Genomic DNA, 26,974 nt, shown 5'->3' on the forward strand with positions numbered 1-26,974 from the left:
GATCCTGCATGATCCGACGATCCCCGGATGTGCAGAGTCCACTGTTTTTTATTGCCTCCTCGCAAAGATTGATCAGATGCCTTCACTCTATCTTGGAAAGATCCAGCTCCACTGGTGTGATATCTGTCATGTCCCGGTGCTCGGGGGGCGATGCAGCTGTGGCGCAGAGACGCGTTCCGTCCCTTTGACCCCCCCTGGGGATATGCGTCCGGCGTTTGAATACGATATCGATCTGATCAACCGGATCTATACCGATCACTTCGGGGCGCCCCTGATTCCGGAGGGGCATATCGCCCTGCTGAACAAGGTTCCTGACAAGGACCGGATGGAGGAGATCGTAGTCGGGGGTGCCGTGGTCGGCCAGATCCGGTACCTGCCTGATAAAGAGGAATGGGAGCCGATTCCCCGGCCGGCCGCCGGGGTGCTGATGGTGCCGACCGAGCGGTATGTGGTGATCGATGACGGGGCGATCGCTTCGGTCCAGGACGAAGGGGCCAGTGTGCTGGCGCCCGGGCTCGCCTGGATCGCCGATTCTGTCGAGGCCGGCGATGAGGTCTTCATCATGACGAAGGATCACCGGTGTGTCGGTGTCGGGCGAGCCAGGGTCGGTGCAGCAGAGGCACGGACCATGGAACGGGGAGCCATTGTGAGGACCAGGAGGAACACCTCCGCCCCCTGCATCCCCGGGGCGGCCACCTGGGCGGATGCGGTCAGGGCCAACCGGGCGATCCTCGACAACTATGAGGCGATGGCGATGGCCTTCGTCCGCGATGTCGCTGCGGCGAACCCTCTCCCTGCGACGGTTTCGTTCTCTGGCGGGAAGGACAGCCTTGTGACGCTGCTGATCGTCCAGAAGGCGCTTGGAAAGGTGCCGATCCTCTTCTCCGATACCGGGCTGGAGTTCCCTGAGACCTATGAGAACCTCAGGGCCGTGCAGGAGAAGTATGACCTCGAGGTCGTCTCCTGTTCAGGTGAGGCAGCGTTCTGGGAGACGCTCACCGAGCAGGGGCCGCCGGCTGTCGATGCACGCTGGTGCTGCAAGGTCTGCAAGCTGACCCCGATCGGCGGGGCGATCAGGGAACGCTGGGGGGAGTGCCTCTCCTTTATCGGGCAACGGAAGTACGAATCGTTCAAACGGATGAAGAGCGGGCGGGTCTGGCGGAACCCGAATCTGCCTGTCCAGCTCTCGGCGGCCCCCATCCAGCACTGGACTGCCCTGCATGTCTGGCTGTACCTCTTCGCCGAGAACGCACCCTACAATGCGCTGTATGGGGCCGGGTTCGACCGGGTCGGCTGCTATATGTGTCCGTCCAGCGATATCTCGGTGCTGCGGAGGATAGAGCAGGACTACCCGGACCTCTGGGAACAGTGGAACAGCAGGATCGCAGCCTGGCAGAAGGATAAAGGGTTGCCGGAGGACTGGTTCAGGTCCGGGTCATGGCGGAAGAGGGAAGGTGATCCCCGTGAAGAAAGTAGCAGTTGTTGATTATGGTGTCGGAAACCTCCGGTCTGTGGTGAGGGGACTTGAACAGGCCGGGGCCGCCACCCTGATCACGGGGGATCCGGAGGAGATCCTCGCAGCCGACGGGATTGTGCTCCCTGGTGTCGGTGCATTTCACGAGGGGATGGAGCAGCTCGGCCCGCTCTGCAGGACCATTCAGGAGGCTTCGGCCACGACGCCGCTGCTCGGGATCTGTCTTGGGATGCAGATGCTGATGGAGACGAGCGAGGAGCATGGTCTCCACCAGGGGCTCGGCCTGGTCCCTGGGGAGGTCAGACGTTTTCCAGCAGTGCCCGGGATGAAGGTGCCGCATATGGGCTGGAACACTCTCCACCTGACCGGCGATGACCATCCGCTCTTCGCCAGCCTAGCGGAGCAGGAGTACGTCTACTTTGTCCATTCATATTACGTAACGACCGGACCGGAGAATACCCTGACTACGACCACGTACATCACCGATTTCGCCTCCTCGGTGGGCAGGGGGAATGTCTATGGGGTTCAGTTCCACCCGGAGAAGAGCGGCCCGGCAGGGCTCCGTATCCTCAACAACTTCATCGGTCTCCTCTGATACCCCATTTTTTGAATTTCCTGGTCTTTATCGTCAAAAACCTGACTTTTGAAAAGTACAGGTTTTCTCAACTTCCAGTTCACCAGAAGGGGGAAGCGGAGTCGTGAAGAATCTTTAAGATTCTTCGAATTTCCGGTTCACCCAGAAGAGGGAACTAAAAATCGCATCTACAGAAAAGAGCGGGGGTGGATCAGAAGAGATTGACCTTGATCCAGAGGTTGACGTTTCGGTAGGCCGCTTTGATCCGGTCCATCCCGCTGACGGACGGTGCCGGCACCGTCTCATTGAAGAGCATGAACTCGAGCTTGTTGTATCCCTGCTGGTTCACGGTGAAGGTGTAGGGCTGCTCATAGGTGGCTCCATCGGGGACATTTACCGTGAACGTATCGATCTGCTTCACCGACTTGACGGTGGTCAAATTGGTGGCCGGATTGACGGCCTCGTTGGCCAGCGCAACCTCGATCGTATAAGTGACCTGCCGCTTCTCATGGTTGGTCACCCCGAGGATCACTGAGTTGGGCTGGCCTACATTCAGGTCATACACATAATCCTCTGCGATCCCGTTCTCTCCGAGCATGTAGAACTCAGTATACGGGTCTATCTTCTCTGGCAGTGTGGTGAGGTAGCCTGCCAGGACCACGGCCCCGACCAGCACTATCAGAAGGACGAACGTCAACAACTTTTCAACAGCAGATGTGGGCACAATTGAGCTCCTTATGGGCCATCCTCTCTTGTCCGGGGCTTCTTTCCGGCCGGCCAGGTACAGTCGTATGGCGCACCTGTTTCATCATAGATGGGATCTGCTATGAAAAAAGAGTATCGACTGTGTCCTGATCCTGATGAGTGCAGGAACCAGAGATTCTTCGTCAGACCGGGAGAAAAGATGAATGGATGATGAAAACCTCCTCAGCGGTTTTTTAGACCATGAGACCTTCACCCGACGAAGGAGGGTGAATGGTCGATTGGATGCGAAGAACCTCCTCAGAGGTTCTTCAATGCTACTAGGTCCTTCACCCCGGTCAGCCGCCATACCAGCGACCGTTCCTCTCTGGCTATCACTTCAGGTGGATCGTCAGGGGAGTGGCCGAGGGCACCGAGGATGTTTCCGGAGAGGTGCTTCTCCGTGATCAGGTCGACGAAACGCTCCCGAATGAGTTTCTTCTCGATCGAATCCTCCACCTCCTCGAGCCGCCCCTGCATCGTCACGAAGGTATAGCATGAGAGATCGCTGGTGTATCGTTCAACCTCGACCGAGACATAGGGGCTCTTCCTGAAGTACTCGATCTTCTTGCCGTACTTGGTCGAGAGGAAGTACAGGAATTTACCGTCGAATACATACAGAAATGGGGCGATGTACGGGTACTTTTCTCCCTGGAAGGCGATCCTGCTGATATACCCCTCCTCGATCAGCTGGTCGTACTCCTTCTTCTCCATCCTTGGAATCTTGACGATCTCCATGGTTTCTCATCTGTTGATTGGAGAATGATGCCTAATAAACTCTTTTATTGGTTATCCGGAACGCACCATCCCTGATCCTGTGGAGATATCCCCGGGTTGGGAACTGCTGAACTGATACCGATACAATCCGTTGGTCTCTGAACATCCCTACGAATCGGAGCGAGAGGGATTCATGGCCTCTGATAACGAAGCAGGGAGACAAACGACGGGCCGTCTCATCACATAGGCACAAATAGCAGACATTCGTATGATCAGAGGATGAAGAAGCGGGAACGAAAGCGGCCCCTCCGTCCGGGGATGCCGCCAGGGTCGCTGGTCCCCCTGGATAAGGAACTGACCGATCTGGTCACCATCCAGGTGATCCGATACAATGACGAACACTGGGAGGAGGAGACCCTCGATTCGATCGCCGACCTGGCCACGCCCGACCCTGCGATGAAGGTCACCTGGATCAACGTGACCGGCCTCTCGGATATCAGCCTGATCCAGCAGATCGGCTCACGCTTCTCCATCCACCCGCTGATCCTTGAGGATATCCTGCACACCCGGCAGCGTCCCAAGTTCGAGGAGTTCGACGCCTACCTGTTCATGGTGATGAAACTGATCACCTACCAGGAGGAGGACTCTGATATAGAGGCCGAGCAGGTGAGCATGCTCTTTGGTGAAAACTACCTGATCACGTTCCTTGAATCGGCAGATTCGATCTTTGAACCGGTCAGGGATCGGATCAGAAAGGACGGCAGGATCAGGACCCGCCCCACCGACTACCTCGCCTACGCTCTGATCGATCTGATCGTCGACAACTACTACGTGGTCCTCGAGAACCTCGGTGAGAAGATCGAGTTCCTTGAGGAGGATCTGCTGACCAGCCCGAACCCGGCCACCCTCTCTGCGATCCATCTGCTCAAGAAGGACATGATCTTCATGCGCCGATCGGTCTGGCCGCTCCGCGAGTCGATCTCTTCGCTGGAGCGGTCGGACTCGCCCCTGCTCCACCAGGAGACCGTCGTCTACATCAGGGACGTCTATGACCACACCGTCCAGATGATCGATGCGATCGAGTCGTTCCGGGATATCATCGCCGGGATGATCGACATTTACCTCTCCAGCGTCAGCTTCCGATTGAACCAGATCATGAAGTTCCTGACCCTGATCGCCACCATCTTCATCCCGCTCACCTTCCTGGTCGGCGTGTACGGGATGAACTTCCAGTACATGCCTGAACTCTCCATCCCGTGGGCGTACCCGGCACTCTGGGGGGTGATGATCGTCGTCGCCTCGGGGATGCTGATCTACTTCTACCGGCGCGGCTGGATCTAGACGAATGACAAAAGGTCGGAGATTGTCTATCTCTCCTCTTTCACGCTTCGATTCGCCTCAAAAGAACGATCTCGACCGGGATCTCCCGTATGCGCTCCTTATGAAAGGCAAAGGTCTTTTTGATCGGGAAGGCCGCGGCGACGACGCTCTCGATCGTCGCCCTCCCCTCACAATAACTCTGGATAAACGGCAGGGATCCCTTGTTGAAGATCCCGTAGATCACTGTTCCCTCTCGCAGGGCGCGGTCGATGAACGGTCGGTCCGCATACTTCTGCTGGGCCCCGAACGGAGGGTTCATGATCACCGTGTCGAAGGGACCGTCGAGCGGGAGCGTCTGGTCGTTGACGTCTCCGGTGATGAAGGTGGCCGTAACGCCACAGCGGGCGGCGTTCGCCTCTGCGACCTGGATGGCCCCGGCATCGAGGTCGAGACCGGTGACCCTGGCGGCCCCCAGCAGCGCCGCCCCGCAGGCGAGGACGCCGGTGCCGCAGCCGAGGTCGAGGACCGAACGGTCCTCGATATCCCCCTGCATCAGCGCATGAAAGAGGAGCCTGGCTGCGACCGGTGCCGGCGTCTGGTACTGCTCCAGGTCCGCCCTCGGACGTTCGAAGGTATCGAGTTTTTCGAGGGCCATCTCGAGGTTCTTCAGTTTCATGGGATCTCGTCGACCAGGTAGTCGTCCCAGGTCCGCCGGCCGCAGACGATCTCAAACTCTTCGGGGGTGATCACCGGCACCGGGAACCTGACCTGATCGTCGTAGGCGATCCTCGGACAGGCCGTGTTCACGTAACAGCCGAACCCGAGGTTCACCAGCGCATCAGGGCTCACCTCCTGGAGGGTGACGATCACCGCCCGGTCATCCAGGGACGCCAGGCGCTCTGCCATGGCAGCCCGTCGCTGACCGGACTTGGTGCTGAGCAGGATCCCGAACGATTCGGCCTGTTTTGCCCGCTCGATCAGACCGAACCTGCGCCGGAGGAGGCGTGAACTGTCGACCACGTCTGCCTTCTGCATGAACGGATCGAGGGCGATCACCCGTTTATTTGTGGCCAGCTGCACGCCGATCGGGTGGAAGAGGCCGGTCCCGATGTACAGGATCTCGTTCACCCCTTCGATCCGTGCCGCCCGGTAGGTGCACCCGAGTACCTGGCCGGCAGCCGGGGTCCGCCCGGATCCGTCCCTGGTCACGGCCTCGATCCCATGGTCTGCGAGGTACCGGACCGCCGCCGGGAGCAGGTGGGCGTGCTGGACGGTGGTCACGAGCCCGATCCGCTGCTCCTGCAGCAGGGGGAGGGCCCGGTCAAGGGAGGAGAGGTCGAAGTCCTGCTCGAAGGGGAGGCAGATGACATCCGGGTGGACCTCGACCGGGGTGTGTCCGATGTGCACCAGCACGTCCGCCTCGGCCAGGGCGGAGATGGCCAGATCACAGGCCCCGTAACAGGGGTCCCCGCTCAGGATCACGGAGAAGCCGGCCTTCTTCAGGTCCAGGGCCAGCCCAGCTCCCTGCCGCTTGAGCCCCTCAGGGAGTTGCAGTGCAACGCGGTGTGCCCCACGCCGGTGCAGTTCCCTGATCAGGTCAGCAGTATCGATCGACGACATGGACCCGATCGTTCACCTCGATGCTCGTCAAGGATTTGTAGGTCCTGCCGATATCCGGTTTTCCGCGCTGGATCACGAAGCAGATGTCGACCACCTCGACACCGATCTGCCCGAGGGCGGAGAGGAGTGCCCGCGTGGTCCCGCCGGTCGAGACCACGTCGTCGATGATCACCACGCGGTCTCCTTTCGAGAGGCCGTTCAGGTACAGTTCCCCCTTTGAATACCCGGTGGTCTGGTGGACCGCCACCTCGCCAGGGAGTTTATACTCCCGCTTTCTGACGATATTCAGCGGGATATCGGTCATCAGGGAGAGGACGGTGCCGATATGGATCCCCATCGCCTCTGCGACCACGATCATATCGACCCCTTCCAGGTCCAGCATCTTCACCATCGCACACCCGATCTCCCGCAGGAGGTCCGGCTCTACGATCGGCACCCCGTCGGAGATGGGGTGGATAAAATAGTTGTATTCGCCTCGCTGCACCATCGGACAGGTCTCAAGGGACGTCACCAGTTTTTCAAGCATTCTCACATTCTCCTATGTCCATCAGGAACTGTTCGATCATATCGGCGGTCACGTGCGGCATGCAGATGATCCGCATATGCCCTCTCCTGGTCCGGGATACGACCCAGTCCTTCGGGACCGGGCGGTCTGCGATGAAGGTGGCTACATTCACGTCCGGGGTCACGGCCCTCGGGAACCCGAACGTCTCCATCCCCCGGATCAGCCGATGGGTGTTCTTCATACATCCGGCCACCACCGCCTCCATCCCGTCCCTGCCCATGTAATCGAGGACGGCAAGGGCGCCGGCCACCGAGGCGCCGGGTCTGGTTCCGGCCAGGGTGTACTCCTGCTTGACGGTCAGGTACGGCGTATCGATGTTCAGCAGCCCGAGCATCTCTGGTTCACGGACCAGCAGCGCCCCCGCCGGCAGGGTGCTCATCCCCATCTTGTGCGGGTCGACGGCGATCGAGGAGACTCCGGGGAGGGCGAAGTCGAAGGGCGGGGGATCCGGGAGGAACGGGATGACGAGCCCGCCGAAGGCCGCGTCGACATGCAGGAAGAGGTTCTCCTCCTCTGCAATCGCTGCGAGCGCACCGATGTCGTCCACCATCCCGTACTCGGTGCTCCCTGCTATTCCGACCAGGGCGATCGTATTCTTATCGATCGCTCCGCCGACCTGGTTGATGTCGGTCCGCATGCAACGATCCGCCGGCACCGTCTTCATCCGGATCCCGAGCATATCACAGGCCTTCTTGAACGAGAAGTGCGAGGTCTCCGGGATCACCACGTTCGGTTCATCGACCTTCTTCTGCGCCTTGGCGATCCGAAGCGCCTGAATATTCGATTCGGTCCCGCCCGAGGTCGCATACCCCCCGGCTTCCTGGTGGTGGAAGAGGTCGCCGAGCCGCTCGATCAGCAGCCGTTCGAGGGAGGCGGTGCCCGGGAAGAGACCCGGGTCTCCGAGGTTCGTCTCCATGAACATCAGGTGCGCCTTCACCGCAACCGGGTGCGGGACCGTACACATCGAACTTAGAATATGGGAGTGACAGAGGTCCTCCCCTCTCTTCTTTGAGAGGAAAGAGAAGAGTTCTTCCTCGGCCAGTCCTTTACAGAGCATTGTTCTTTCTCGCCGCTTCAAGGAGTATCCGCTGCTCGGTGCGTGCCACGGCATGCCGGATCTTAGAGATTGCGTCGATGTTTGCTGATATACTGCTGATGCCGTGATCGACGAGCCACTCCGCCATCACCGGGTCTGACCCTGCCTGACCGCAGATAGAGCATTCGACCCCGTACTCTCTGCAGACTCTGATCGCAGAATCGATCAGTTTCAGCACAGCCGGGTGCTTGGGCTTGTACATGTCGGTCAGGTGCTCGTTGTTCCGGTCGATCGCCAGGGTGTACTGGATCAGATCGTTGGTGCCGAACGAGGCGAACTTGATCCCGCACTTTGCAAAGTCCTCGATCAGGACGGCACTGCTCGGGATCTCGATCATGATGCCGAGCGTCACCTTCTCGACGTCGACACCCCAGCCGGCGAGCATCGCCTTTGCCTGGATGAACTCGTCCGGGTGGCCGACCAGCGGGAACATCAGGCCCATGTTGTCGTAGCCCTCGTTCCAGAGCCGCTTGAAGGCCTCGACCTGCATCTTGAACTGTTCTGGGCTCTTGAGGTCGCGCCTGATTCCGCGCCATCCGAGCATCGGGTTGTGCTCGATCGGTTCGTCCTCGCCGCCCTCCATGTTCCGGAACTCGTCGGTCGGTGCGTCGAGGGTCCTGACCCAGACCGGTTTGCCCGGGAATGCGTCCAGCACGGTCTTGATACCGTTGTAGAGTTCGAGGATGAACTCCTCTTCCTTTCCGTTCTTAATGAACCAGTTCGGCGTCTTGTTCAGCCCGAGGATCAGATGCTCGATCCTGAGCAGGCCGACCCCGTCAGCCCCGGTGGCTGCAGCCCGCTGTGCAGCCTCAGGGAGTGAGACGTTCACCTTTACACTGGTCGCGGTGATCACCGGTGCTGCGGCTGCCACCGGCTGTGCCGCAGTCGCTGCTGCAGGTGCAGCCTGGACTGCTCCCTCGTAGACGACTCCCTTCTCGCCGTCGACGGTCACCAGCTGCCCCTGTCTGAGGGTGCCGGTCCCGTTCCTGGTCCCGACCACGGCGGGTGTGCCGAGTTCCCTGCTGACGATCGCGGCGTGGCAGGTCATCCCGCCTTCGTCGGTCACGATGGCCTTCACCTTGCGCATCGCAGGGACCATGTCCGGGTTGGTCATCCTGGTGACCAGGATATCGCCCTCCTTGACGATCCCGATGTCCTTCGCGTCCATCAGGATCACGACCTTGCCGGTTGCGATCCCTGGCGAGGCCCCCTGGCCCTGGACGAGTACCTTCCCCTGGACTGCCCCGGTGGGCAGGGGTGCGTTCTTACCGTTCGCCATTCCGATCGTCGTGATCGGGCGGGACTGCAGAATATAGAGTGAACTTCCGATGATCGACCACTCCACGTCCTGCGGAACACCATAATGGTCCTCGGCGATCTTGCCGAACATCGCGAGCCTGGCCACTTCCTCGTTCGAGAGGACCTGAGCGTCCTGCCGGGAGGGTGAGACCTCGACGACCTTCGTCCCCTTTCTGCCGTCCGGGAGGATTTCGACCTTCTTGTTGGCGATCAGCTGGTCGACCACCTTCTCTGTCCGCTGGTCGAAGATGTAATTGTCAGGGGAGACCGTGCCTGAGACGACGGCCTCGCCGAGACCCCACGATCCTTCGATGATCGTCAACGGCTCTCCGGTCACAGGGTGACTGGAGAACATCACGCCGGCCTTCTCTGAGTGGACCAGCTGCTGTATGACGACAGCGATGTTCACGCTCCGGTCATCGAATCCCTGCTTTGAGCGGTAGTAGATAGCCCGGGCCCCGTAGAGTGAAGCCCAGCACTTCCTGACCGCTTCGATCAGGTCATCGACACCCTTGATATTCAGGTATGTCTCCTGCTGCCCTGCAAAACTGGCATCCGGGAGATCCTCTGCGGTCGCACTCGACCTGACCGCGACGATCATCTCCTCAGGGGACATGGTATGGTATGCTGCCTTGATATCGTCCTGGATCTTCTGTGGCATCTCTGCATCGATCACCGATGCGATTGCCTGTCCAGCTGCTGCCTCGAGAGCTTCGTTGTTCTCGACATCGAGCTGCTCCATCTTCTGGAACAGTGTATCCTCAAGTCCGGTCGCTACCAGGAACCTGCGGAATGCCTGAGCCGTTACCACAAATGCTTTCGGAACAGGAAGTCCGATGGATGCCATCTCACCGAGTGAAGCACCTTTCCCTCCTACGGAGGGTATATCCTCTTTCCTGATCTCCTCGAGCCACAGAATATTTGGCACTTCGTTCATGCATGCACCACTATAGTCTCCGGTTTTATGTTTAATTAGACTTTCGAGAAGCGGCAAATCAAGATGAATTTTTTTTGTACACGTCCAGTATTGCGCCTTTTTCCCTTAGCGGTTCGTTTCGGAGTTCCAGGAGGGCCGTATATATAATAAATAGTAGGGGGGCTTCAGAATATACCCCTTTTTCAGTGTGACCCGGATTCTGGATGAGGCAGATATGGTGAGAGTGCCCGTGCGAGTTTTGCGACGTCCATCGACTGGAGCACCACCTTGCCGGGCCCCTGCAGGGTCGTCAGAAAGAGCCCCTCCCCTCCGAAGAGGACCGTGCTGATCCCGCCGGCACGGGTGATGTCGTACCTGACCGTCGAATCAAACCCGACGACCAGCCCGGTCTGGACCTTCATCACCTGGTCCGGGGCGAGGGTCATCTCGATGATATCCCCGCAGCAGTGGAGGAAGGCCGTGCCGTGACCGCTCAGTTTCTGCATCACGAACCCTTCGCCGCCGAAGAGGCCGGCCCGGATCCGCTTGGTGAAGGCGATGTCCAGGTCGACCCCCATCTCTGCACAGAGGTAGGCGTCCTGCTGGGCGATGAACTCGTTTCCATTGAGGGAGACCGGGACGATCTTGCCGGGCACATTCCCGGCGAAGGCCACCTGTCCTCCGCTTCCGGACGGGGTGAAGTGGGAGAGGAAGAAACTCTCGCCGGTCATCATCCGTTTCAGCCCCTTGAAGAGTCCGCCGGTCACCGCACTCGCCATCTGCATATTGCCACTCATATTGACCATCGCCCCGGCTTCGGCGGCGATCTCCTCGCCCTCTGCCAGGGAGAGGGTGACCATCTGCAGGTTGTCCCCAGAAATTGAATATTGCATGCCAGTCTCTCTGCAACTGGCGTAAAAAATGTTTGGGCCCGTGTCGGCCAGACAGGAGACTCCGGGATCTTCGAATTATTTATCATCAGATTCTGTGCATAGTATCGGGTATGGCGTCTCCGGTATATTTTGCACGTGTGCGGGCCAGGTCTCCTGGCGAGAATAAGATCAGCAGGGTCCGCGCCCTCTTTGAACGGGCAGGGTTTGCCGGGCATCTCGTACCCGGTGAGACCGCGGCGATCAAGCTCCACTTCGGTGAAGCCGGCGGTGATGGGTATATCAACCCGGTCCTGGTCAGGCAGGTGGTGGATAAGGTGAAGGAGTCGGGTTCCCGGCCGTTCCTGACCGATACCAATACGCTGTACCTGGGGTCGCGGTCCGACGCGGTCGACCATATCACCACGGCCGTCAGTCACGGTTTCGACTACGCGGTGGTCAACGCCCCGGTGATCATCGCCGACGGGCTCCGGGGCGGCAATGTCACCACCGTGCCGGTGCAGGGCAAACACTTCTCTTCGGTGAAGATCGCCGGCGACATCGCGGCAGCCCGGTCGATGATCGTCCTCTCTCACTTCAAGGGGCACGAGGTGGCCGGGTTTGGAGGGGCGATCAAGAACCTGGCGATGGGATGCGCATCCCCGGCCGGCAAGCGGGAGCAGCACTCGGCCCGGCCGACGGTCGTTCGCGACCTCTGTATCGGCTGCCAGACCTGTCTGCCGGTCTGCCCGCAGGAGGCGATCGGGATGGACGAGGGGGCGGCGCTGATCAGCAAGGACCGGTGTATCGGCTGCTTCGAGTGCATGACCGTCTGCCCCGAGCATGCGATCGACGTGGACTGGGAGACCGATATCCCGACGTTCACCGAACGGATGGTCGAGTACGCGGCCGGGGCGGCGAAGACCAAGGAGGGGAGGGTCGGGTACATGAACTTCCTGCTGAACATCACCCCGGACTGTGACTGCGTGCCCTGGTCGGACCGGCAGATCGTCCCTGATATCGGGATTCTGGCCTCCAACGACCCGGTGGCGATCGATGCGGCCAGTTTCGACCTGGTGAACGAGCAGATCGGGTTCTCCGACTCCATGCTGACCGACCACTTCGCCGCCGGCGAGGACAAGTTCACCGGCCTCCGGTGTGTCACCGACGGGCGGCGGCAGGTCCAGTACGCCGAGGAGATCGGCCTCGGCACCCGGGCCTACGACCTGATCGAGATCTGATCCCGACAGGATCGTTCATTTTTTCCATTGTATCCCGGTGGGACGAGCATTTTATCGGGATCTTCCTCCCTATGCTGATCCATACGAGGAAGAGCCCATGTCTTATACAACCAGATCCACGATCTACTTCGATTCGCCGGGACCCGCAAACACGGCAGATGCTGCAGCCTGCGCGGTTGCGCGGGCAGAGGAGGCCGGGTGCAGTACCATCGTGCTGGCCAGTACCACCGGGTCGACGGCCCTTGCTTTTCTGCCGCTGGTGCAGAAGGCCGGTCTGCGGCTCGTTGTGGTCACCCATGTCTATGGATTTAGGGCGCCGGGCGTCTGGGAGTTCTCGGCCGAAGCCGCTGCGACCCTGAAGGCGGCCGGAGCGACCGTGGTGACCGGCACCCATGTCTTATCCGGGGTTGAACGGGCGTTCGCACGGTCTGCCAAGGTTGGCGGCGGTTCGAGGACCGAAGCGGTTGCCGAGGCGCTCCGCAGGACCGTCGCCGTCGGGTTGAAGGTCGGGGTCGAATGCGTGCTGATCGCAGCCGATCAGGGAGCAATCTCCATCGAGGACGAGGTGGTCGCGGTCGGGGGGACCGGGTCCGGTGCGGATACGGTCTGTGTGATCAAACCCTCGTACACGGCCTCCTTCTTCGACCTGCAGGTCCGTGAGATCGCGGCGATGCCCCGCGTGAGGTGACCGTGGTGTTCGTCGACACATTACGTCTGCTTAAGCGGATGCCGGGGCTCTTCATCCCCGGGGTGCTGATCGCCGTGCTGGACGCCATCCAGATCTGGTTCTCGCTGACCGGGGAGACGTTCATCGCTCCCCGGCTGCTGGCCCTGGAACTGGTGCTGATGCCGTTTGCATTCGCAGCAGTGTACGGTGCGATCAAGGCCGATGACGCCTCGTTCATGAGCCTGGTCCGGGAAGGCTCGCGCAACTATTTCCGGGTGCTGCTGCCGGGGCTGCTGGTGGCGTTCGGAGCGGTGGCGATCGCGCTCGTTGCGACAGGGCTGATGGCAGTCCTGGTCCAGACCGAATCGATCGGGCTGGTGGCGCTGGTGATGCTGGTGGCGATCGGGGTCTTCGCCCTGCTGACTCTCTTCTATGACACAGCCGCGGTCTTTGAGGAGCAGGGCGTCTTCAACGCGATCCGGCGGTCCGTCGCGGTGGCCATCGGGGCCCCGATGGCGGTCCTTCGGTACCTGCTCACTGCCGTCCTGGTCGGAGTGGGGATCAGTCTTCCGCTGCTGGTCATCTGGACCGCGGCCCTGTATCAGCGGTTGGTGCCGATCGCGACGATGACCCCTGTCGAGGCTGCGGCTTTCACCCAGGAGCAGCTCATCTCACTGATCGGGACGAACGGGGCCATGGTCACCACGGTCCTCTACTTTGTCGGCTTCCTGCTCTTCTTCACCCTGATGACCGCCTACAAGGCACTGCTCTTCAAGGAGGTTGCTGTCGCGGAGGCTTCAGTGGAGCCGCAGGGCGAGTACGACGAGAAGGGCCGGTACTACCGGTACTGATCTTTTTTTTTATCGGCTCGGGATACCGGATCTCCTGGTGAATGAAAGAGAAAATCGTATAACTGAGTTTGACAGATTCTGACCCATTAGTGGTGGTTCTGATTGAGGTTCTTTTCTTTTTTCTGTATCCTGCTCATCTTCTGCGGTAGTGTTCAGGTCGCGACGGCAGCGCAGTCATATATCGGGATAAATACGTGGGGGATCGCGGGCCTGCTCACCGGGCAGTTCAGTTCTCCAGATGGGGTTGCGGTGGACGCTGCCGGCAATGTCTACGTCGTCGATACGAACAATAATCGTTATCAGAAGTTCACGAAGACTGGAGTCTATAAAGAACTGAGGGGTGGGGTTGGTTCGGGGTATGGACAGTTCTTCTATCCCCGGGGCATCGCGGTGGACAGCAGTGGCACCGTCTATGTGGCTGATACGGGGAACCACCAGGTCCAGATGATCCCGTCGGAGGGTGACCCGATTAAATGGGGTATCAGAGGATCTCAGGATGGGCAGTTCCTCTCTCCCAGTGGAATTGCAGTGGACGGCATCGGCAATATCTATGTGGCCGATACAGGCAATAACCGGATCCAGAAGTTCACGTCGACCGGGAGATACCTCACGCAGTGGAACAGCACCGGATCAGAAGTCGGCACATTATCCGCACCACATAGTATTGCGGTGGACCAGTATGGCAATGTCTACGTGGCTGACACCGGCAACAATAGGATCCAGAAGTTTACATCAACAGGCACATTCATTACCAGTTGGGGAAATTTCGGTTCGGGGAATGGGCAGTTCAACGCTCTATCGGGTATTGCGGTCGACAAGGGTGGAAGTGTCTACGTGGCGGACACGGGCAACAACCGGATCCAGAAGTTCACGTCCTCGGGGGATCTTATCACCTCTTGGTATGGTTCAGATTCGAGATCTGGACTGTTAAAATCCCCACGTGGCATCGCCGTTGATATGAATGATTTGGATGGCGCCGTCTATGTGACCGACACCGGTAACAATCGGATACAGAAATTTGTTCCCTCCCCGGTCACCCTTACCTTTAACCCTGGTGCAAAAACGATGGTATGGGATGACCAGCAGTCGTTCATTCTCGACCTCTCTGATGTTGTGAATGGTCTCTCTGGATATGAGGTCACCGTGTCTGTTGATGATCCCTCAGTCCTTGAGATCGTTGATGCCCGGGCGCCTGCATGGACGCCTACCCGGTTCAATAGCACATCATCTCTTCCCTCACAGACGGTCACCATCAGTGGAGCTGACACTTATGATCTGTTCCGGGGTGATTGTACGACGGCAATTTCGCTTGGTAATCTGACGATTCATGCAAAACAGCCAGGAACCACCACGTTGAGTATCTCCATGTATCAGGTGAATGATGATTCAGGTAATCAGGTTCAGGTAAACCTCTTTCCTGCTACCATCACCGTTGACAACAAGCCGGTGAGACCACTTCAAGGGGATCTCAATCAGCCTGGAGACGTGGATCATGACGGGCTGTACGAGGATCTGGATGGCAATGGAGTATTTGAATTCGAAGATGTTGTCAAGTTCTTCAACCAGATCGACTGGATCTCTGATAACGAGCCTATCGTGGCCTTTGATTTCAATGAAAACGAACGTATCGACTTCGGGGATGTCGTGACACTCTTTAATTCATTATGAATGCCGGTACCGGGAGGGCCGGCCCCTTCCCGGACGGACACGCTCACGATGCCAGGTCCTTCACAGAACTGAATCCCTGGAATCACCTTTTCTGGATTTGCGCAGTTCATCCTCGTCCCGCTCCTTCTGACCGGACGGAATACTCATGGGCGATGATCGGGAGGGAACGGGGCCGGCGGCCATGGACCCTTCTGCATCAGTTCTGGAACCCCCGGCGGGGATCAAACTAAAGAAAAATCAGAGAGTTCAGTCCCGACCAGGGCAATCAGAAGATGAAGAAGAGGAGGGCGAAGAGCCCGCCTGAAAGGGTCGCGGTCAGGTTCGTCCCGGCGTTCCCGATCAACCCGCGGTTCTCAAAGAGGGCGCCGACGACACTGTCCACATTGGTGCCGACCAGGCCGGCGACCGTCACCACCGCGACCATCGTCGGGTCTGCCACGCCGAGGAGGTAGGCGACGAGCGCGATGCAGAACGAGGCGATCAGGGCAGCCGCCTCGCCGACCATCGTGACCCCGCCGTTGGTCCCGGCCCTGACCCGCTCGAAGGTGGTGATCAGGTACGGGGTCTTGCCGGTCACGCCGATCTCGCTGGCCACGGTATCGCCGGCCGCGGTCGCGACCGACCCCAAGAAGAGGGCGATGAACATCGGATGCCCGGTCACGCCATAGAGGACGGCGGCCGCGGCACCGACGATCCCGTTGGAGAAGACGTTCCGATATCCTCTGACCCCGCCGTGGGCCTCCTCGACCCCGATCTCGGTCTTGTATTCGAACTTGTACCGAGTGCAGGCCGAGCCGATGATGAAGAAGACGAGCATGATCAGGAACCACCTGAGATCGGCGATGATGATCAGGATGATCCCGATCAGCGCACCGCTGAAGAGCCCGCTCAGGTCGGCGGCCTTCAACCGGTACGAGAAGTACCCGAACGAGAAGGCGACGATCCCGGCCGCCAGCAGGTGGGTGGTGTCGACCATGATATTCAGGTCGTCGAAGAGGTACAGGGTCATCGCGACCCCGAGCATCTCCACGAGGAACGCGTCCTCGCGGTCCTCCATGATCGCCTTGAGGAGCACCCCGACGATCGCTGCGATCACCACGGCCAGGGCGGCGGCTCGTCCGAGGTACCCCATCACCAGCAGCCCGCTGACAAGGGCCGTGATGGTGAAGAAGATGTATCCCCTGGGGACCGCTCCATCGGCTTCTCCGTCCCGGGCCGGCCTGATCCGGCGGGCGGGCCGCTGCTGCGATAGAAGCGGTTCGCCCTCACCGAGCCGAAAGGCCAGTTCTCCGGTGATCATGATCCCGAGCGTGACCGCATAGACGAAGACCGGGATCACCCCGGTGCCGTACAGGATCGTCAGCACGACGATCGGCAGCGAGGGGTACGGCTCAGCATAGACAAGAAAGATCAGCCCGAACGCCAGGATCACCAGCAGGGAAAAGACCACCGGGGCCTGCAGGGCGGGGGCCAGTACAATACAGGCGAGGCCGAGCAGGGATGCGAGCAGAACGCCGGGCTGCATTGTCATTCTGTTATCATAGGCGCTGGAGTAAAAAGAGTTTTGTCGTCGTCAACGGAGAAGAAACGTCGACAAAAATCCGCCGGCAGGAACGCTGTCGAACAGTATATGTCATGTCAGAACAAACAGCTGCGTAGATGTCAGCATCACCTCAACTCCCAAAGCAGTACGACGCCATCGAAGTGGAAGAGCGATGGCAGCGCATCTGGCGTGATGAGACCAATTACTTCGATCCGACCTCGACAAAGCCGCAGTTCATCATCGACACCCCGCCGCCGTACCCGACCGGGAACTTCCATATCGGAAATGCGCTGAACTGGTGTTATATCGACTTTATCGCGCGGTACCGGCGTATGAACGGGTACAATGTGATGTTCCCGCAGGGCTGGGACTGTCATGGCCTTCCGACCGAGGTGAAGGTCGAGGAGACGCACGGGATCACCAAGAACGACGTACCCCGCGAGGAGTTCCGGCGGATGTGCCGGGAGCTGACCCTTGGGAACATCGAGAAGATGCGGACGACGATGCGGAGGATGGCCTTCACCACCGACTGGTCGAACGAGTACATCACGATGATGCCGGCGTACTACCGGAAGACGCAGCTCTCGTTTCTGCAGATGCTCAAGAAGGGATATATCTACCAGAGCGAACACCCGGTGAACTTCTGCACCCGGTGCGAGACCGCGATCGCCTTCGCCGAGGTGGCCTATGAAGAGCGGACCACGAAGCTGAACTTCTTCGACTTCGACGGGCTCGAGATCGCGACGAGCCGGCCGGAACTGCTGGCGGCCTGCGTGGCCGTGGCGGTTCATCCGGGGGACGAGCGCTACACCGGGATGGCCGGCAGGAAGATGAAAGTCCCGCTCTTCGGTCACGAGGTGCCGCTGATCGAGGACGAGGCCGTCGACCCTGCGTTCGGGTCCGGGGCCGTGATGATCTGTACGTTCGGGGACAAGCAGGATGTCCACTGGTGGAAGCAGCACCACCTGGACCTCCGGACTGCCATCGACTCGCATGGGAAGATGACCCCCCTGGCAGGCAAGTTCTCGGGGATGGGAACAGAGGAGTGCAGGGCTGCGGTCCTCGATGCGATGCGTGAGGGTGGGATTCTGAAACGGCAGGAGCCCCTCGAACAGCGGGTCGGCACCTGCTGGCGGTGCAAGACTCCGATCGAGATCCTCTCAGAACGGCAGTGGTTCGTGAAGATCAACCAGGACGAAATCCTCGATGCAGCCCACCAGGTCAGCTGGAACCCCGAGCATATGCTCCTCAGGATGGAGGACTGGGTCGGCAAGATGGAGTGGGACTGGTGCATCTCCAGGCAGCGGATCTTCGCGACGCCGATCCCGGTCTGGTTCTGTAAGGACTGCGGGGAACTGGTCCTGCCTGAGGAGGCCGACCTCCCGATCGACCCGACCGTCGACACCCCTGCTCATCCGTGCCCGAAGTGCGGGTCGACGAACTTTATCGGGGAGAAGGATGTGCTCGACACCTGGATGGACTCGTCCATCTCGGTGCTGAATGTGACCGGGTGGGACGGGACCGGCAAGCCGGCCCATTTCCCGGCACAGATCCGGCCGCAGGGGCATGATATCATCAGGACCTGGGCCTTCTACTCGATCCTCCGTGCGGTCGCCCTGACCGGCGGCGCCCCCTGGGAGGAGATCCTGGTCAACGGGATGGTGCTCGGCGAGGACGGGTTCAAGATGTCCAAGAGCCGCGGCAACATCATCGCTCCCGAGGAGATCATCTGCAAATACGGGGCTGACGGCCTCCGGCAGTGGGCCGCGGCCGGGGCCGCCACCGGCTCTGATATCATGTTCAACTGGAACGATGTGGTCGCCGCCTCACGATTCCAGACCAAACTCTGGAACATCACCCGGTTCGTGGTGATGCAGCTGGACCGTGCCGAGTATCGCCACCAGGAGCCGACGGTCCTCGCCGACCGCTGGCTCTCTGCGAAACTCTCGGCGACAGTCGTCGAGGTGACGGCTGCGATGGACGCCTACCAGTTCGATCGTGCGCTCCGTGCCATCCGGGAGTTCGCCTGGGAGGTGCTGGCCGACGAGTACATCGAGCTCGTGAAGGGGAGGTTGTACGGCGAGGGCGAGGGAAGGGACGGAGCCTGTTCGACGCTGGCCCTGACCCTCGATGCGCTCTGCAGGCTGCTGGCCCCGTTCATCCCGTACTTTGCCGAGGAGTGCTTCTCTGCGATCGGCGAGGGGTCGGTCCATGCACAGCCATGGGTCAGTTATGCGTATTCCGATCCGGAAGCTCTCACCGACGGGGAGTTCCTGGTCGCCCTGGTCAGTGAACTGCGCCGGTACAAGCACGATCACGGCATCGCCCTGAACGGCCCGCTCGGGAAGGTGACCGTGATGGTCCCCCATCCGATCGACGACGGCGGGGACGCGGCCAGGACTCTGAACGCGGACCTGCACTGGCATACCGGCCCGGCAGACCTCGAGCAGGTGATTAGCGATATCAAGTTCAACATGGCCGTGATCGGGAAGACCTTCAGAAAAGAGGCGAAACCGTTCATGGACGCGGTGAAGGCGCTGCCAGAAGAGGCGATCGAGCACCCGCCGGCCACGATCCAGGTGAACGGCGTCGAGGTCGCCGTCCCGGAGAACGCCTTCTCCCCGGTCTACTCGTATATGATCGAAGGAGAACAGGTGGATGTGATCACGGTCAGGGATGTGATCGTGACGATCCAGCGCTCCGCCTGACCGCTTCCCGGATGGCCTGGTCCATGAAATGATGGACCTCGGCCAGATCCAGTTCTGCATCGATCACGATGAACCGTGATGGTTCGGCCCTGGCAAGGGCCAGGTACTGCTGTTGAACGGCTTCCAGCACTGAGGCCTGCTCAAAATGCTCTTTTTTCGACCGTCCCCTGCTGATCCGGGCGAGGGCCGTGCTGACCGGCAGCACCATCAGAAAGGTCAGGTCCGGGACGATCGACCAGTGCTGGTGCACCTGGTGCAGCCAGGTGTCGGGGTCTGGGAGCACCCCCTTCAGCATCACCGACTGGTAGGCGTACCGGCTGTCGACGTACCGGTCGGAGATGATCACCCTGTTCTTTGCGAGCCCCGGCCTGATCACCCTGGCGATATGGGCTGCGTGATCTGCTGCAAAGAGGAGGGCCTCCGCCACTGGATCGATCTCCTCGGCGATTCCGCGCCTGACCGATTCACCAATCCAGGTCGACCCCGGTTCCCGGGTGAAGATCGGGTCCAGGTCGGTGAGCGAGTGCTTCAGCCGGCGGACGAGCGAACTCTTCCCTGCCCCGTCGATCCCTTCGATGGTGATCAGGACCATTGTCCCCTCCGTACCGCGTCGAGGGGGATGATCCCCCGGTGCACAGCCGTGGCCACGATCGCGCCGTCAAACCCGGCGTTCTTCAGGGCATCGAGGTCCTCCACCCCCTTCACTCCACCACCGTAGAAGAGCCGGCCGGTGCAGGCCGTCCTGTACCTGGCCAGCTGGTCCGGGTCCAGCCCCTCTTCGGTCCCGACGGCCTGGATATTCAGCAGGATGTAGCCGTCAAAGGAGTACCGGCTGGTCGCCGCCAGGAAGGATTCTGGATCCGCTCCGGTGGGGAGGACACCCCCGTCCCTGATGTCGAGGCTCAGGTAGCCGCCGTGATAACGGGAAAGGTCGGTTCCTCCGGTCTCGGTGCCGACGATGGTGCTGACCCCGAGGTACTGCAGGTAGTCCTCCGGCGTCCTGCATCCGCGGTCGAGATACATGTGCTTCACCAGGGGGGCACAGTCCTTCACCGCCCGGTCATGCTCTCCGCGCCCCTCGATCCGGTCCAGGTCGGCGATGTACAGGTAGGCGGGACGGAGGGCCCTGACGAACCCGACAGGCTCTGCCGTCGAGGCCGGCCCCCAGGTCAGCGGCGCATACTGGTCGCGTCTGCCGCTCTTCCCATGGACGACCAGCCCATCCTTCAGATCAACTGCCAGGATCAGTTCCATGGTTAAGGATTTGACCCTTTATCGAGATAACTGGTTCTATTCCAGCGGAACCACTATTAGGATGAGCGTCATTCTCTTTTTATGAAATTACTGGTCAGCCCTAGCAGTCCTGAGGAGGCTCAGCGTTCGCTCGCTGCTGATATCATTGACGTGAAGAAGCCCTCAGAGGGATCCCTGGGTGCAAACTTCCCCTGGGTGATCAGGGCTATTAAGGCGATGACCGAGAAACCGGTCAGCGCTGCAATCGGCGACTTTGACAACAAGCCGGGCGGGGCAGCGCTTGCCGCGTACGGGGCGGCCTGTTCTGGTGCCGATTATATCAAGGTCGGGCTGATGCTCAGCGATCCTGCGGCTGCGGCCGAGGTGATCAACGGCGTCGTCCGGGCAGTCAAGGACGAGTTCCCTGAGAAATATGTCGTGATCGCCGCCTACTCCGATTATGAACGGCTCGGGACGATCTCTCCGTTCGACATGTCTCCGCTGGCAGCAGCGGCGGGTGCGGACTTCGCGATGATCGACACAGGAAAGAAGGACCGGCGGTCCACCTTCGAGTTCATGGACGAGGAGGCGCTGACCCGGTTCACCGTGATGAACCGGGACGCCGGCCTCGGAACGGCCCTGGCCGGCTCGCTGGTCTTTGAGGATCTCCCGGTCCTGAAACGGATCGACCCGGAGATCATCGGCGTCCGCGGCATGGTCTGCGGCGGCGATCGGAACGCAACGATCCGCGAAGATCTGGTTGCAAAGGCGCTCGCGGGGGTGCGATGATGAGATACACAGAAAAGCTACAGATTCCAACAGCCCTGACCTTTGACGATGTGCTGCTCAAGCCGGCGGCATCGTATGTGGAGCCGTCGGAGACCGATGTCCGGTCGAGGTTCTCGAAGAAGATCGCCCTGAACATTCCCCTCGTCTCGGCTGCGATGGATACGGTGACCGAGTCGACGATGGCCATCGCGATCGCCCGTGAGGGGGGGATCGGGGTGCTCCACCGGAACATGTCCGTCGAAGAGCAGCTCCGGCAGATCACCTTCGTCAAGCAGGCAGAGGAACTGATCGAGCGGGATGTCCAGTCGGTCACCCCCGAGACGACGGTCGCCGATGTCGAGCGGCTGATGAATATCCATGGGATCGGCGGCGTGCCGGTGCTCGACGATGACGAGCGGATCATCGGGATCGTTTCCAGGCGGGACGTCCGTGCGATCGTCTCCAAACGGGGTGCGGAGAGCATCCGGATGATCATGACCAGGCAACCGATCACCGCCGACGAGAACATCAACATCGACGATGCCCTGGAGGTGATGTACGCCAACAAGGTCGAACGGCTGCCGGTGGTGAACAGCGAGAAGCGGTTGCTCGGGATCATCACGATGCAGGACATCCTTGAGAAGCGGCAGTACCCGCGTGCGATCCGCGACGAACAGGGAAACCTCCGGGTCGCCGCAGCAGTCGGTCCGTTCGATTTTGAACGGGCGATGGCTCTCGACGGCGCCAATGCCGATGCCCTGATCGTGGACTGCGCCCACGGTCACAACATGAAGGTGGTCCAGGCGGTCCGCGACATCAAGGCCAGTGCAACAGGAGAGGTGATCGCAGGGAACATTGCGACCGCCGAGGCAGCTGCCGCCCTCGTCGACACGGTCGACGGGCTGAAGGTCGGGATCGGGCCGGGCTCGATCTGCACGACCAGGATCGTTGCCGGTGTCGGCGTCCCGCAGATCACTGCGATCGCAGAGGTCGCCGGGGTGGCCTCCGAGGCGGGCGTGACTGTGATCGCCGATGGTGGTGTCCGGTACAGCGGCGACGTGGCCAAGGCGATCGCAGCCGGGGCTGACAGCGTGATGATGGGTTCGCTCTTCGCCGGGACCGATGAGGCCCCGGGGCGTGTGATCGCTATCAAGGGCAGACGGTACAAGCAGTACCGCGGTATGGGTTCGATGGGTGTGATGAGCAGCGGGGTCTCCAGCGACCGTTACTTCCAGAAGAAGGAGATCGGGAAGACCAAGTTCGTCCCGGAGGGTGTCGAAGGGGCGACCCCGTATGTGGGTCGCGTCTCTGATGTGATCTACCAGCTCGTCGGCGGGCTGCGCTCCTCGATGGGCTACACCGGCTCGGCCACGATCCCGGACCTGCAGAAGAACGGGGCATTCGTCCGTATCACCGCTGCAGGGATGGGGGAGAGTCACCCGCACAACATCATGATCACTGACGAAGCACCCAACTATCGGATGTTTGAGTGATCAACTCACTATTTTATATACTGTAAAACCTAACATAAAGTAAACCATGCTCGACCAAGAGGAAATCTCGCGCCTCCTCGATATCCTCGGAAACCGGAACAGAAGGCGGATAATCGACCTTCTCCGGCAGAAGCCCTGCTTCGTCACCGAGATATCGGATCGGCTCGTGCTCAGTCCGAAGGTGGTGATCGAACACCTGGCCATGATGGAGCGGGAGCAGATCATCACATTCAATCAGGATGAGCGGAGGCGAAAGTACTACTTCCTCTACAATGACATCAAGCTCAGCGTCGGCCTTGAGAGGCGCGATGACCTGATCTCTCTGCCTGAGCGGAGTCAGCAGGCGATGCTCCGGAACGGGCTGGTGATGCTCCGGCGGCTGATCAGTGCACGCGAGAACCTGATTTTGAACCTGGAACAGATTGACCGCGATATCGATCTTAAAATACATGATATGCTCAAGTATGGTAAGGATATACTGCAGAACGAAGGGGACCTCGATCTCCTGCTCGCCCTCTCTCACTATGATCTCACCTTTGAGAGTCTCGAGGAGTTGACCGGTATGTCCTCCTCTGAACTGAATAGCACGCTCGCCCGGCTGAAGAAGAACGGGCTGGTGGAGTACCAGGGAACAACCTACAACCTGAGTGGTATACATGCCGAATAATCCAAATGACGATATCTATCAGAATATTGCTCGCATCATGGAGCAGCTGCTCAGAAATCTGCCCGATTCAGAGCACGGGCCGATCATCGGCGTCACGATCATCGCCGGCGGCCGGCAGCAGGGGACGGAGCCTCAGGATGGGGAACGGGTCCCCTACGAACTGGTCGAATCGGGGGAGAAGGTCTATATCACGGCCACGATCCCGACAGAGACCCGGTCGGCCCCCTATGTGGACATCCAGCCCGCACAGGTCAGACTGGTGATGGACGAGCAGGTGACTGCCGTCGACCTGCCGGTGCCGATCGATGTCCAGCACAGCTTCTACCAGGTCCGGCACGGCGTCATCGACGTGATCTGCCACAAGAAGCCGGTGGACAGTGCCCCCGCAGTGATCTGAACGATCAAACAGCACCTCTCTTTTTTCGCCGGCTTTGCTGGAGACTCGACTGAAGCGTAGATCCGTACCTATTCGTCCCTAACCGGCCGGCAGTGATTCACTGGTGCATCTCTATATCAGAAGAGGATATCGAACCGGAGTCCTCCTCAGATGACGACGACGGTTGAATTGTTCAGGAGGTCGTGCTGTTGTTATGTCTCAATGGGGGTCATGTGGTTTTTCCCGGCTCAGTTTTTCGTCATACCGGCAGGGTCGGATCGAATTTTTTCGCGTTTTCAAAACAGATCTCTGATTCATTGAACCGCTTCATATTCTGGAGCGTAATCCCTTTAGAATACCAGCAGTATCCATAGGTGGGATCTAGATCAAGTCCCTGGTCATAACACTGCAGGGCTTTTTCGTACTGGTTGAAGACATTGTTGTAATAATTTCCCTGTATGCACCATGCGGTTGCATTCAATGGATCTTCCGTGACCACCAGGTCGTAATAGCTCTGGCTTGCATGGATCTCCTCTGCAAATTGTGACTGATTTTTCACCGCTATCGCAGGGTTTGGGGAGATGCATCCTGAGAGGAAGAGAAAGATGAATAGCACAAACATACTGGTAAAAAAATAATTCATATGGTTTTTTTCTCTCGCCGCTTCCGTACATAAGCATTCCGTTACCGTTTTCTCATGCCAAACGTCAGGGATGACGCGTCCCTTTACCGAACTGGATGATATCGTTGTCGTCCCATCGACGTTTAGGAATAATCTCCACCAATTTCTTCCTCATACAATTCACTCTGTCACTTGCTCTCATACCGTCATCCTCCGGAAGACCTGCATGCAGAGGGCGATGACAACGATACAGAGCGCGGCCAGCAGCACGACCTGCATCAGCGGGACCTGGCCGGCCTCCACCGCACGGATCGCGTCGATGGCGAAGCTGAGGGGGTTGACCGATGCGATCGTCCGCAGCCAGGCAGGCATCACACTGTAGGGCATCAGGGCGCTGGAGGTGAAGAAGAGGGGCATGGAGATCATCGTATTGACCGCACCATACGAATCGTGATCCTCCACATACAGGGCCAGCGTCGTCGCCAGCCCTGAGAAGAGGATCCCGAAGAGGACCAGGATCAGGTAGACCATGCCGTACTGGAACGGCGACAGGATTGTCGCCCCGATGAGGATCGACACCAGAAAGATCACCGTCGACTGGATGAGCCCGCGGAGGGTGATGAAGAGGATCTTCCCGAAGAGGATACTCTCGCGGGGCGTCGGGAGGGCGAGGAACTTGTTCAGGAATCCGAGGATCCGATCGAACATCAGCAGCGCCCCGCCCTGCAGGGATGAGGCGAGAATGGTCATGACCAGGATGCCGGGGGTGATGAAGTCGAGATAATTGCCGGTGAAGGTGACCGGCAGGGCGAGCCCGACGAAGATCAGCCACGCGGCCGGCATCACCAGCAGCGATACGACGGCGATCCTCCCGCGCAACCACTTGATCATATCCCGTTCCATGTAATACCAGATGCCGCTCATCTCCGCCTCCGCAGCATCGTCCGGAACTGGCGGTCATCGAAGTGATGGGGCTCCTCCTGGACCCCCACCGCATGAAGGAAGACATCATCGAGGGTCGGCTCCCGAAGCGACAGCGACGTGACGGTTATGCCGTTCGCTGCGAGGGCCTGGGCGATCAGCGGGAGCGCCTCCTTCCCGTTCTCCACCGTGAAGGAGACCTCGTCCTCCACCTGCCCGACGACCCGGACTCCCTCGATCTCGGGAGGGATGAAGTTCCCTGCGATCGTCGCGGTGATGATGTCCTCCATCAGCCGGGACTTGAGGTCAGCCGGGGATCCGAGGGCCATGATCTTTCCATTACTGATGATCCCGACCCGGTCGCAGTACTGATCGGCCTCATCCAGGTAGTGCGTGGTGACGAAGATCGTCATTCCTCTCTTCCGGAGTTCCCTGATATGTTCCCAGATCTTCTTCCTCGCCGCGACGTCGAGCCCGATGGTCGGTTCGTCCAGGAAGAGCACGGCGGGTTCGTGCACCAGCGCCTGGGCCAGTTCGAGCCGGCGGCGCATCCCCCCTGAATAGGTTTTGACGAGATCGTCGGCCCGTTCAGATAGGTCCATAACCGCGAGCGCTTCATCGGCCCGGCCTTTCGGGTCCGACACCCCATAGAGCCTGGCGAAGAAGAGGACGTTCTCCCGCCCGGTCATCTTGATGTCGACGGCCATCTCCTGCGGGACATAACTGAGTCTCTTCCTCACCAGATTCCCTTCTGTCACAATATCGTGACCACAGACCAGCCCTTCACCTTCTGTCGGGTGCAGCAGCGTGGTGAGCATCAGCACGGTGGTGGTCTTGCCGGATCCGTTGGGGCCCAGCAGGCCGAAGATCTCGTTGTCGACCGAGAGGGTGAGATGGTCGACAGCACACAACGAGTCATAATATTTCGTAAGACCCCGGGTCTCTATCGCATTCATCGCAGTCCCCTAGAATGATCGGTGGTCATCGTTATCATCTTCTGTGCTGTGCATGCACGTTCGCCCGCC

At 59.7% G+C, this 26,974-nt stretch carries 26 protein-coding genes and 1 pseudogene; 13 read left to right on the top strand and 14 right to left on the bottom strand.

The window, feature by feature from the left end:
* Positions 1–76: 76 nt before the first annotated feature.
* Both ACFKSJ_RS12390 and hisH read left to right on the top strand, forming a co-directional pair.
* On the top strand, positions 77–1,486 hold the full coding sequence (locus ACFKSJ_RS12390) for a phosphoadenosine phosphosulfate reductase domain-containing protein (protein WP_440950106.1): 1,410 nt from the start codon (positions 77–79) through the stop codon (positions 1,484–1,486).
* Positions 1,455–2,069 carry an imidazole glycerol phosphate synthase subunit HisH gene (gene hisH, locus ACFKSJ_RS12395; RefSeq protein ID WP_440950107.1) on the top strand — a complete coding sequence of 205 codons (615 nt, stop codon included), beginning with the start codon at positions 1,455–1,457 and terminating at the stop codon, positions 2,067–2,069. Before ACFKSJ_RS12390 ends, hisH begins: the two co-directional genes overlap by 32 nt.
* Before the next feature lie 190 nt (positions 2,070–2,259).
* Here the strand turns inward: hisH and ACFKSJ_RS12400 are convergent, their stop codons facing one another.
* The gene (locus ACFKSJ_RS12400; RefSeq protein WP_440950108.1) at positions 2,260–2,772 is read right to left on the bottom strand and encodes a DUF1616 domain-containing protein; all 513 of its coding nucleotides are present in this window, start codon (positions 2,770–2,772) and stop codon (positions 2,260–2,262) included.
* A 278-nt stretch (positions 2,773–3,050) separates the two neighbouring features.
* Positions 3,051–3,527 (bottom strand): pyridoxamine 5'-phosphate oxidase family protein, encoded by a 477-nt coding sequence (locus ACFKSJ_RS12405; RefSeq protein ID WP_440950109.1) that lies wholly within the window; start codon positions 3,525–3,527, stop codon positions 3,051–3,053.
* A 258-nt stretch (positions 3,528–3,785) separates the two neighbouring features.
* Between ACFKSJ_RS12405 and corA the strand changes: the two genes are divergently transcribed.
* Positions 3,786–4,847 (top strand): magnesium/cobalt transporter CorA, encoded by a 1,062-nt coding sequence (gene corA, locus ACFKSJ_RS12410; RefSeq protein WP_440950110.1) that lies wholly within the window; start codon positions 3,786–3,788, stop codon positions 4,845–4,847.
* Positions 4,848–4,887: 40 nt separating this feature from the next.
* On the opposite strand, the gene ACFKSJ_RS12415 is transcribed toward corA, so the two are convergent.
* From ACFKSJ_RS12415 to ACFKSJ_RS12440, 6 genes are all read right to left on the bottom strand, one after another.
* Positions 4,888–5,502 (bottom strand): METTL5 family protein, encoded by a 615-nt coding sequence (locus ACFKSJ_RS12415; protein ID WP_440950111.1) that lies wholly within the window; start codon positions 5,500–5,502, stop codon positions 4,888–4,890.
* Positions 5,499–6,446: a diphthamide biosynthesis enzyme Dph2 gene (gene dph2, locus ACFKSJ_RS12420; RefSeq protein WP_440950112.1), complete on the bottom strand. Its 948-nt coding sequence runs from the start codon at positions 6,444–6,446 to the stop codon at positions 5,499–5,501. The genes ACFKSJ_RS12415 and dph2 overlap by 4 nt, the downstream gene beginning before the upstream one ends.
* A complete protein-coding gene (gene hpt, locus ACFKSJ_RS12425) occupies positions 6,424–6,972 on the bottom strand; it encodes a hypoxanthine/guanine phosphoribosyltransferase (RefSeq protein ID WP_440950113.1) in 549 nt (182 codons plus the stop codon). Before hpt ends, dph2 begins: the two co-directional genes overlap by 23 nt.
* Positions 6,965–8,068 (bottom strand): tyrosine decarboxylase MfnA, encoded by a 1,104-nt coding sequence (mfnA, locus tag ACFKSJ_RS12430; protein WP_440950114.1) that lies wholly within the window; start codon positions 8,066–8,068, stop codon positions 6,965–6,967. Before mfnA ends, hpt begins: the two co-directional genes overlap by 8 nt.
* Positions 8,058–10,343 (bottom strand): phosphoenolpyruvate synthase, encoded by a 2,286-nt coding sequence (gene ppsA, locus ACFKSJ_RS12435; RefSeq protein WP_440950115.1) that lies wholly within the window; start codon positions 10,341–10,343, stop codon positions 8,058–8,060. The genes mfnA and ppsA overlap by 11 nt, the downstream gene beginning before the upstream one ends.
* 182 nt (positions 10,344–10,525) lie before the next feature.
* Positions 10,526–11,215, bottom strand: coding sequence for a TIGR00266 family protein (locus ACFKSJ_RS12440; protein ID WP_440950116.1), 690 nt, complete (start codon positions 11,213–11,215; stop codon positions 10,526–10,528).
* A gap of 110 nt (positions 11,216–11,325) precedes the next feature.
* On the opposite strand from ACFKSJ_RS12440, the gene ACFKSJ_RS12445 reads away from it, so the two are divergent.
* The 5 genes and pseudogenes from ACFKSJ_RS12445 to ACFKSJ_RS12465 all read left to right on the top strand — a co-directional run bounded on the left by ACFKSJ_RS12445 (position 11,326) and on the right by ACFKSJ_RS12465 (position 15,618).
* Entirely contained in the window at positions 11,326–12,432 is a 1,107-nt protein-coding gene (locus ACFKSJ_RS12445) for a DUF362 domain-containing protein (RefSeq protein WP_440950117.1), read from the top strand.
* Positions 12,433–12,529: 97 nt separating this feature from the next.
* Entirely contained in the window at positions 12,530–13,120 is a 591-nt protein-coding gene (locus ACFKSJ_RS12450) for a pyruvate kinase alpha/beta domain-containing protein (protein ID WP_440950118.1), read from the top strand.
* 5 nt (positions 13,121–13,125) lie between these two features.
* Positions 13,126–13,950, top strand: a complete 825-nt coding sequence (locus tag ACFKSJ_RS12455) for a DUF7847 domain-containing protein (protein WP_440950119.1) — start codon at positions 13,126–13,128, stop codon at positions 13,948–13,950.
* A 102-nt stretch (positions 13,951–14,052) separates the two neighbouring features.
* Positions 14,053–14,385, top strand: a pseudogene (locus tag ACFKSJ_RS12460) (hypothetical protein); the annotation flags it as partial.
* A gap of 9 nt (positions 14,386–14,394) precedes the next feature.
* The gene (locus ACFKSJ_RS12465; RefSeq protein WP_440951430.1) at positions 14,395–15,618 is read left to right on the top strand and encodes a 6-bladed beta-propeller; all 1,224 of its coding nucleotides are present in this window, start codon (positions 14,395–14,397) and stop codon (positions 15,616–15,618) included.
* Positions 15,619–15,883: 265 nt separating this feature from the next.
* Here ACFKSJ_RS12465 and ACFKSJ_RS12470 read toward each other — a convergent pair whose 3' ends face one another.
* Positions 15,884–17,149: a TIGR00297 family protein gene (locus tag ACFKSJ_RS12470; protein WP_440950120.1), complete on the bottom strand. Its 1,266-nt coding sequence runs from the start codon at positions 17,147–17,149 to the stop codon at positions 15,884–15,886.
* 128 nt (positions 17,150–17,277) lie between these two features.
* Here ACFKSJ_RS12470 and ACFKSJ_RS12475 point away from each other — a divergent pair, with 128 nt between their 5' ends.
* Positions 17,278–19,869 (top strand): valine--tRNA ligase, encoded by a 2,592-nt coding sequence (locus ACFKSJ_RS12475; protein WP_440950121.1) that lies wholly within the window; start codon positions 17,278–17,280, stop codon positions 19,867–19,869.
* On the opposite strand, the gene tmk is transcribed toward ACFKSJ_RS12475, so the two are convergent.
* Both tmk and ACFKSJ_RS12485 read right to left on the bottom strand, forming a co-directional pair.
* On the bottom strand, positions 19,832–20,461 hold the full coding sequence (tmk, locus tag ACFKSJ_RS12480) for a dTMP kinase (protein ID WP_440950122.1): 630 nt from the start codon (positions 20,459–20,461) through the stop codon (positions 19,832–19,834). The two genes, ACFKSJ_RS12475 and tmk, sit on opposite strands and share 38 nt — an antisense overlap.
* Positions 20,452–21,123 carry a HisA/HisF-related TIM barrel protein gene (locus tag ACFKSJ_RS12485; RefSeq protein ID WP_440950123.1) on the bottom strand — a complete coding sequence of 224 codons (672 nt, stop codon included), beginning with the start codon at positions 21,121–21,123 and terminating at the stop codon, positions 20,452–20,454. The genes tmk and ACFKSJ_RS12485 overlap by 10 nt, the downstream gene beginning before the upstream one ends.
* 81 nt (positions 21,124–21,204) lie before the next feature.
* Between ACFKSJ_RS12485 and ACFKSJ_RS12490 the strand changes: the two genes are divergently transcribed.
* From ACFKSJ_RS12490 to ACFKSJ_RS12505, 4 genes are read left to right on the top strand one after another with little or no spacing between them, the layout of a single operon-like run.
* On the top strand, positions 21,205–21,891 hold the full coding sequence (locus tag ACFKSJ_RS12490) for a (5-formylfuran-3-yl)methyl phosphate synthase (protein WP_440950124.1): 687 nt from the start codon (positions 21,205–21,207) through the stop codon (positions 21,889–21,891).
* Positions 21,891–23,363, top strand: coding sequence for an IMP dehydrogenase (guaB, locus tag ACFKSJ_RS12495; protein ID WP_440950125.1), 1,473 nt, complete (start codon positions 21,891–21,893; stop codon positions 23,361–23,363). The genes ACFKSJ_RS12490 and guaB overlap by 1 nt, the downstream gene beginning before the upstream one ends.
* Positions 23,364–23,409: 46 nt before the next feature.
* On the top strand, positions 23,410–24,030 hold the full coding sequence (locus ACFKSJ_RS12500; RefSeq protein WP_440950126.1) for an ArsR family transcriptional regulator: 621 nt from the start codon (positions 23,410–23,412) through the stop codon (positions 24,028–24,030).
* A 37-nt stretch (positions 24,031–24,067) separates the two neighbouring features.
* Positions 24,068–24,427 (top strand): hypothetical protein, encoded by a 360-nt coding sequence (locus tag ACFKSJ_RS12505; protein WP_440950127.1) that lies wholly within the window; start codon positions 24,068–24,070, stop codon positions 24,425–24,427.
* A 238-nt stretch (positions 24,428–24,665) separates the two neighbouring features.
* On the opposite strand, the gene ACFKSJ_RS12510 is transcribed toward ACFKSJ_RS12505, so the two are convergent.
* The 3 genes from ACFKSJ_RS12510 to ACFKSJ_RS12520 all read right to left on the bottom strand — a co-directional run bounded on the left by ACFKSJ_RS12510 (position 24,666) and on the right by ACFKSJ_RS12520 (position 26,905).
* Positions 24,666–25,028, bottom strand: coding sequence for a tetratricopeptide repeat protein (locus tag ACFKSJ_RS12510; RefSeq protein WP_440950128.1), 363 nt, complete (start codon positions 25,026–25,028; stop codon positions 24,666–24,668).
* A 198-nt stretch (positions 25,029–25,226) separates the two neighbouring features.
* A complete protein-coding gene (locus ACFKSJ_RS12515) occupies positions 25,227–25,952 on the bottom strand; it encodes an ABC transporter permease (protein ID WP_440950129.1) in 726 nt (241 codons plus the stop codon).
* Positions 25,949–26,905: an ABC transporter ATP-binding protein gene (locus tag ACFKSJ_RS12520; RefSeq protein ID WP_440950130.1), complete on the bottom strand. Its 957-nt coding sequence runs from the start codon at positions 26,903–26,905 to the stop codon at positions 25,949–25,951. Before ACFKSJ_RS12520 ends, ACFKSJ_RS12515 begins: the two co-directional genes overlap by 4 nt.
* Between the last annotated feature and the right edge of the window lie 69 nt (positions 26,906–26,974).

It is taken from the genome of Methanosphaerula subterraneus, from assembly GCF_052055875.1.
Lineage (GTDB): Archaea > Halobacteriota > Methanomicrobia > Methanomicrobiales > Methanospirillaceae > Methanosphaerula > Methanosphaerula subterraneus.